This is a genomic window from Planctomycetia bacterium (assembly GCA_021413845.1).
Classification (GTDB): Bacteria; Planctomycetota; Planctomycetia; order Pirellulales; family PNKZ01; genus PNKZ01.
The window spans coordinates 1-5,888 of record JAIOPP010000088.1 but is presented as its reverse complement, the minus strand read 5'-3'; the positions used below and the strand labels follow the sequence as shown (position 1 = coordinate 5,888).

Annotated in this window: 6 protein-coding genes and 1 tRNA gene; 3 read left to right on the top strand and 4 right to left on the bottom strand. The window is 61.1% G+C overall.

Annotated elements, in window-relative coordinates; translation table 11 throughout:
- Positions 1-140 precede the first annotated feature (140 nt).
- Positions 141-213, bottom strand: a tRNA-Lys gene (locus K8U03_16035).
- A gap of 314 nt (positions 214-527) precedes the next feature.
- Between K8U03_16035 and K8U03_16030 the strand changes: the two genes are divergently transcribed.
- Entirely contained in the window at positions 528-2,096 is a 1,569-nt protein-coding gene (locus tag K8U03_16030; protein ID MCE9606405.1) for an ascorbate-dependent monooxygenase, read from the top strand.
- Between the two features lie 13 nt (positions 2,097-2,109).
- Here the strand turns inward: K8U03_16030 and K8U03_16025 are convergent, their stop codons facing one another.
- Positions 2,110-2,889: a host specificity protein gene (locus K8U03_16025; protein ID MCE9606404.1), complete on the bottom strand. Its 780-nt coding sequence runs from the start codon at positions 2,887-2,889 to the stop codon at positions 2,110-2,112.
- Between the two features lie 530 nt (positions 2,890-3,419).
- On the opposite strand from K8U03_16025, the gene K8U03_16020 reads away from it, so the two are divergent.
- Positions 3,420-3,716 carry a hypothetical protein gene (locus K8U03_16020; GenBank protein MCE9606403.1) on the top strand — a complete coding sequence of 99 codons (297 nt, stop codon included), beginning with the start codon at positions 3,420-3,422 and terminating at the stop codon, positions 3,714-3,716.
- A 188-nt stretch (positions 3,717-3,904) separates the two neighbouring features.
- Positions 3,905-4,501, top strand: a complete 597-nt coding sequence (locus K8U03_16015; protein ID MCE9606402.1) for a sigma-70 family RNA polymerase sigma factor — start codon at positions 3,905-3,907, stop codon at positions 4,499-4,501.
- Between the two features lie 168 nt (positions 4,502-4,669).
- Here K8U03_16015 and K8U03_16010 read toward each other — a convergent pair whose 3' ends face one another.
- A complete protein-coding gene (locus tag K8U03_16010) occupies positions 4,670-5,128 on the bottom strand; it encodes a DUF423 domain-containing protein (protein MCE9606401.1) in 459 nt (152 codons plus the stop codon).
- Positions 5,129-5,323: 195 nt separating this feature from the next.
- Positions 5,324-5,888 (bottom strand): general secretion pathway protein GspD (locus K8U03_16005; protein ID MCE9606400.1); only part of this gene is annotated, 565 nt, incomplete at its 5' end.

The window sequence follows — 5,888 nt, the reverse complement described above, 5'->3', positions numbered from 1 at the left end:
GATCCGCAGCGCGGCGGAGCGAACCGTCGCAGGCTTGTGGCGCCGCTGCGGCGAACTCGTCACCCGCTTCCAAGAATCCGAATGCCGAAACTACTTCCGAAACTCAGGATACCGCTACAATTAATTGCAATGCGCTCTAGTGAGTCCTGTGGGACTCGAACCCACGACCCTGGCATTAAAAGTGCCATGCTCTACCGACTGAGCTAAGGACTCGCCTCGACTTTGCTTTCTCCGCTGGAAAGCAAAGTCCGCTTGGTAACGGGCTCTGCTTCATCAGCGTAGGGCTGCCATGATAGCAGCCTATCGCAATGTCGAAGTCCCTCAGTTTAGCCGCTTCCGCTCCTTTGACAAGGCTGCGGCCGGCAGCCGTTTTTGGGCTCTTTTCTCCTGCGGTGCGGGCTCCCCTGCCCGCCTTTGCTCCCTGCGCTTCGCCGACATTTACGCTTCCTCGTCTTCGTTGGCGAAAATTATTCGGGTCGCTTGAGTAGAATCATCGGCACCGGCTCTTTGCGACATACGGAGATGTTATGCCTTCCGCTTTGCTTCACCTGGCTTCGGCCCTGCTGACGACGATCGCCGGCGCGGCCCCTTCTGCGGCGACTCCCGACGCGCCGACCTTCTCCCGGCATGTCGCACCGATTCTGTGGAAGAACTGCGCGAGCTGCCACCGACCGGGCGAGGTCGGACCTTTCTCTCTGCTCTCCTACGGCGACGCCGCCAAGCGCGCGACCTTCCTCGCCGACATCACGGCCGAGCGCCGCATGCCTCCTTGGAAAGCCGAGCCCGACTTCGGCCACTTCCTCGACGAGCGCATCCTCACCGACGACGAGATCAAGACCTTGCGCGATTGGGCTCAAGCCGGCGCCCCGGAAGGAGACCCGAAAGATCTGCCCGTCCCTCCGAAGTTCGTCGAAGGTTGGCAACTCGGTGAGCCCGACCTCATCTTAGAGATGCCCGAGCCGTTCGAGGTTCGGGCCGATGGTCCCGACATCTATCGCTGCTTCGTGTTGCCGATTCCGACGACGGAAAATCGGACGGTCGCCGCGGCGGAGTTTCGGCCGGGCAATCGGCGCGTCGTGCATCATGCGATCATGTACCTCGACGCCAACGGCGCCGCACGCAAGAAAGACGAACAAGATCCCGGCCAGGGGTATTCCAGCTTCGGCGGACCCGGCGTGTTGCCGACCGGCGGACTCGGCGGCTGGGCTCCCGGCGCAATGCCGCGCAAGCTACCCGAGGGAACCGGCAAATTTCTCCGCAAGGGAAGCGACCTCGTGCTGCAATTGCATTATCATCCCGACGGCAAACCGGCGACCGATCGTTCGATGGTCGGCATCTACTTCACGAAGAAGCCGGCGACGACGATCGTCGGTGGGCTCGCGATCTTAAACACACGGCTCGCGATCCCGGCCGGCGATAAGCAGTACACCATCGAAGCCAAGAGCGAGCCGCTGCCGGTCGATGTGAACGTCCTCGGCCTGGGCCCGCACATGCACTTGCTCGGTCGGCAGATGAAGGTGACCGCCGCCACGCCGGCCGGCGAGACGGTGCCGCTGATCTGGATCAAAGATTGGGACTTCAACTGGCAAGGCTCCTACGGTTATGCCAAGCCGATACGCTTGCCGAAGGGTTCCGTCATTCACGTCGCTGCCATTTACGACAACTCGGAAGCGAACCCTCACAATCCGAACTCGCCGCCGAAGCGCGTGACCTGGGGCGAGCAAACGACCGACGAGATGTGCCTCGTCAGCATCATGCTCACGACCGACTCACTCGGCGACTTGCGTAAAGTCGTCGGCATGCGCGGCGCGCGGCTCGGCGGCGCATTGGCCGGCGGCGCGGAAGCGGAAGACCTGATGACCGACGAAGAGAAGAAGCTTGTCGGCGCCGATACGAAGTGGAACGCGCTCGTCGACCTCGTCATCGAGCAAGGCTTTCCGATTCCGCCGGCGCAGCGCGAGCGCGCCAAGATATTCGACTCCGACGACAACGGCCGAATCTCGAAGAAGGAATTCGACGCGATCCCCAAAGAGATCCAAGCCCGCATTCGCGACACCATTCGCGAGAAGATGCGCGAAGCGGCCGGGAGTCGTTAGCTCGCAACGAGGCTTACTTCGTGAAGCAAGTGCCGTACGACTTCTTGATGCTTGCAATGCCGGTCTTCAGGGCGAAGATGTCGTTGCCGAACGTGATCATGCGGCAGCCGAGGTCGTAGCACTTGTCGGCATACTCGGGATCGACCGGCACGACGCCCCAATGCTTGCCGTGCTTCTTGCACGCCTTCTGCACTTCGGCGAGCGCTTCCCAAATCTTCGGGTGGTTCCGTTCGCCTTGAATGCCGAGCGCTTGCGAGAGGTCGGCCGGCCCGACGAAGATCAAGTCGACGGCGTCGTTGGCGGCGATGGCATCGACGTCGCGCAAGCAGCCGAGCGTTTCCAGTTGGATCGCGATGAAGCTCTCGCGGTTCGACTTCTCGGCGAACTCGGCTTGGGGGATGTGCGTATAGTTAGCGTCGACGCCGGAGGTGTTCATGCCTCGATTGCCGCGCGGGGCGAACTTGGCCCATTGGACGAACTCTTCGGCATGCGCGGCCGATTCGATGCGCGCGGCCATCAAGCCGCCGGCGCCGGCTTCGAGATTCTGCGTCGTCTGCGAGTAGCCGGTCGGCGCCATCCGCACGATGAAATCGAAATCGCAAGCGCGCGCGGCGACCGAAGCTCGTTCGACTTCTTTATAGGTCAGGCCGCAATGCTCTTGGTCGAACCAGAAACCATCGAAGCCGCCGGCATGCTTGTAGAGTTCGATGACCGGCGGGGTGCCGATGCGGCCGCATTGGAAGACGCGGCAAAGTTCGTTTTTCGCAAGAATTTCTTTGAAGCGACGGACCATCGGGCGAGAACTCCGCAGTTTGAGGGGAGATTAAGTTGAGCGAGGACGACGAACGAAAAACAATCGGCGGGAGCCGAACTCGGCGGCGGGAAAACGATCGGGGCGACTCCCGGGTCGGTGAAATTCCCGCCCGAAAGTTCGCCCAAGTCTGACCGACGCCGGCAGCGTCGTCAACTCTCTCGAATCGACGAGCGCAGAACGCAAACCACTTGAGTGTCGTCGCTTACGTCGCCGGAAGCATTTCCGGTTTTCCGCCGCATGGAGCCCGCGCCAGGCGATTCAAAACGAATCGCAAAGATTTTTTCTCGATTTGCGAACCCTACGGTCGATCTCGCGTCTTAGAAGACGGACGCGGTCGTTCGAGGTCGGGCACCTAGGACCGAGGTTCCGGTTTGCGACGGAGTTTGTTAAGTGTCCTTTGGTGGAACGTATTTGCCCGAATATGTTTGCCCCGACGGGCATACCATTTAGAATTAGGTTTCCAGTTTAGGTTCTCTCTTTCCTTACGGCGCTACGGCGCGGAGATTCCCATGCGTAACATCGTCAACAACGTTATTGGCTCGAACGACATCGTAGGCGGCATCGTCCGCGCTCTCGTCGTCGTAGCTAAGCGTGAAGTTGCGATGCTGCAGGATTCGCTGCGCCATCTTCATCTAGCGATGCGCCGTGGGTCGAACGCGCCTGCCGGAAGTTGGCTGTTTTCGCAGCCGAAACTTCAACCGGCATACGCCGCAGCCCGCTCGGCAGCACCGACGGCTACGGCAGCCACGTGTCGGGGCGAATGTCGGTATTACACCGCTTCGCGCCCCTCCATCCGGATCGGCTAAGAATCGCACCCACGATTCTCAGTTCGTAACACCAGATGGAAGCCGGCCGACGGTCGGGACCCGATCGCTTTGCGTTTACGCCTAGCGTTTCGAGCTCCTCGCCCGCCGTCCGTGTTCGCGGCCTTTTCGCATTCCCCAGCGCGTTCACGCCCGAAGCTCTCGTTCGGGCCCTCAGAGAGATACCAATCATGGCGACTTGCTTGTTCGATAACGATACGGATCTGGAAACCGGCACCTACCGCTGTACCGTGGCCGAGCTCGTCTTGGCCGCCCAGGATGGCGACCGAGAAGCGTTCGGCACGCTCGTCGAGCGTTACCAAGGGTCGGTCTTTCACAATGCTTTGAAGCGAACTCGCGACCACGGCGAGGCGCAAGAACTCGTGCAGGAAGTGTTCGTCCAGGCTTTGCGAAAGATCGGGCAATTGCGGACCCCGGAGGCGTTCGGCGGTTGGCTGCGGTCGATCACCGCCCGGTTGGCGATCAACCGAGCGACCCGACGGCAAGCGGTTCAGCCGTTGGAAAACGAAACGCTCGAGGCCAACTTCGTCGAACGACAAACGCCGCTTGCCGACGCCTTGAAAACCGAACGGGCCAAGAGCGTGCGAGCCGGCTTGAAGAAGCTGAAGACGCTCGATCGGAACACGCTCGTCGCGTTCTACGTCGAGGGGCAATCGCTGGCCGAGATGAGCACGAAGTTCGCGTCGCCGATCGGCACCATCAAGCGCCGGTTGCACACGGCGAGAAAGCGGCTCGCCGTGGAATTGAAGGAATTGGCGATCGCATAACATCGGCCGGCGCAAGCCGGCATCGCGCAGAGATCGACTGCCGGGTGACGCGTCGTCGAAATGCGGGGCGCTTTCGACGGGGCAGCAAGAGCGGCGCGGGACGGACGTTCGACGGCTTCCCAGCCGCACGTCGGTTCCGCGCCGCTTTCGTTTTATACGCCGACTTACTTACGCACCGGTCCCGGCAGTCGCAGTGGTTTGCTTATAGACGGCGATCGCCAGCGTCAACCAGCCGACGATGAACAACACCCCGCCGATCGGCACGATCGCCCCGAGGATCGTCTGATTCGTCAAGACCAGGGCATAGAGACAGCCGGAGAACAGCAACGTTCCGAAGAAGAAGCAAAAGCCGACGACCGACCAGAGCGCCGACTTGCGCTGCGACGCTACGACGCCGAGCAACATCAATCCGAAGGCGTGATACATCTGATAACGAACGCCGGTGTCGTAGTCGGCGTAGCGCTTTTCAAGCAGTCGAGAAATGCCGCCGAGTGGGAGCTTTTCGGTCGGCACATCGGCGTAGAGATCCGGGAGACGCGTCGGCAGGTAATGCGCACCGAACGCGCCGTTGACGACTCCCAGCGCTGACAACAAAGCGCCGCACACGAACCAGAGTTGCGGTTTCACGGGCGAAAATCTCCACGCAAGGTCGAAGCCTTCCGGCGCTCGGCGAAGGGCCGACGCCCGCCAACGGTTTCGTGCGCAGATTCTAATCGATTGCGGCCCGAAATCCGATCGCTGCTCGGCAACAAAAATAGGCCGCCGCGGCTCAATGAAGAACCGCGACGGCCTGGGGGAGGGACTCGTTGATGCCGGACCCGATTAAGGAGCCGGTGGGACGACGCCGATCGCTTCTTCTTCTTCCGACTGGATGATGATGCGTGGCGTGACCATCATCATCAAGCTTTCGGAAGCCTTGCCGATCGCGACGTTTTCGAACAACCGATTGATGTACGGGATCTTGCTGAGCATCGGCACGCCGTTCTCATGGCGAACTTCCGTCATCCGCTTGATACCGCCTAAGAGCACCGTACCGCCGTCGGGCACGCTGACCGTCGTCGTCACCGTTTGGAAGGCGAAGGTCGGCAACTGCACCGTGGTGCCGCTGCTCGTCGTCGTTTGTTCGTCGATATCGTTCTGCGTGCCCGGACCGTTCGTTTCCGAGCTCGAATTGCGAGTCGAGGTTTGCGAGCCTTCGAAGGTGAAGGTATTCACGTCGCCGATCTGGCTGAAGACCGGGACCAGCGTGAGCCGCACGAAGCGTCGATCGTTCGACACGACCGCTTGCACGCTGAGCGAAGTTCCTTCGTTGAGCACGACGATGACCGGTTGTTGGGCCGCGGCGAAATCGCCGACGACCGGGATCACGCTCACGACGAACGGCGTT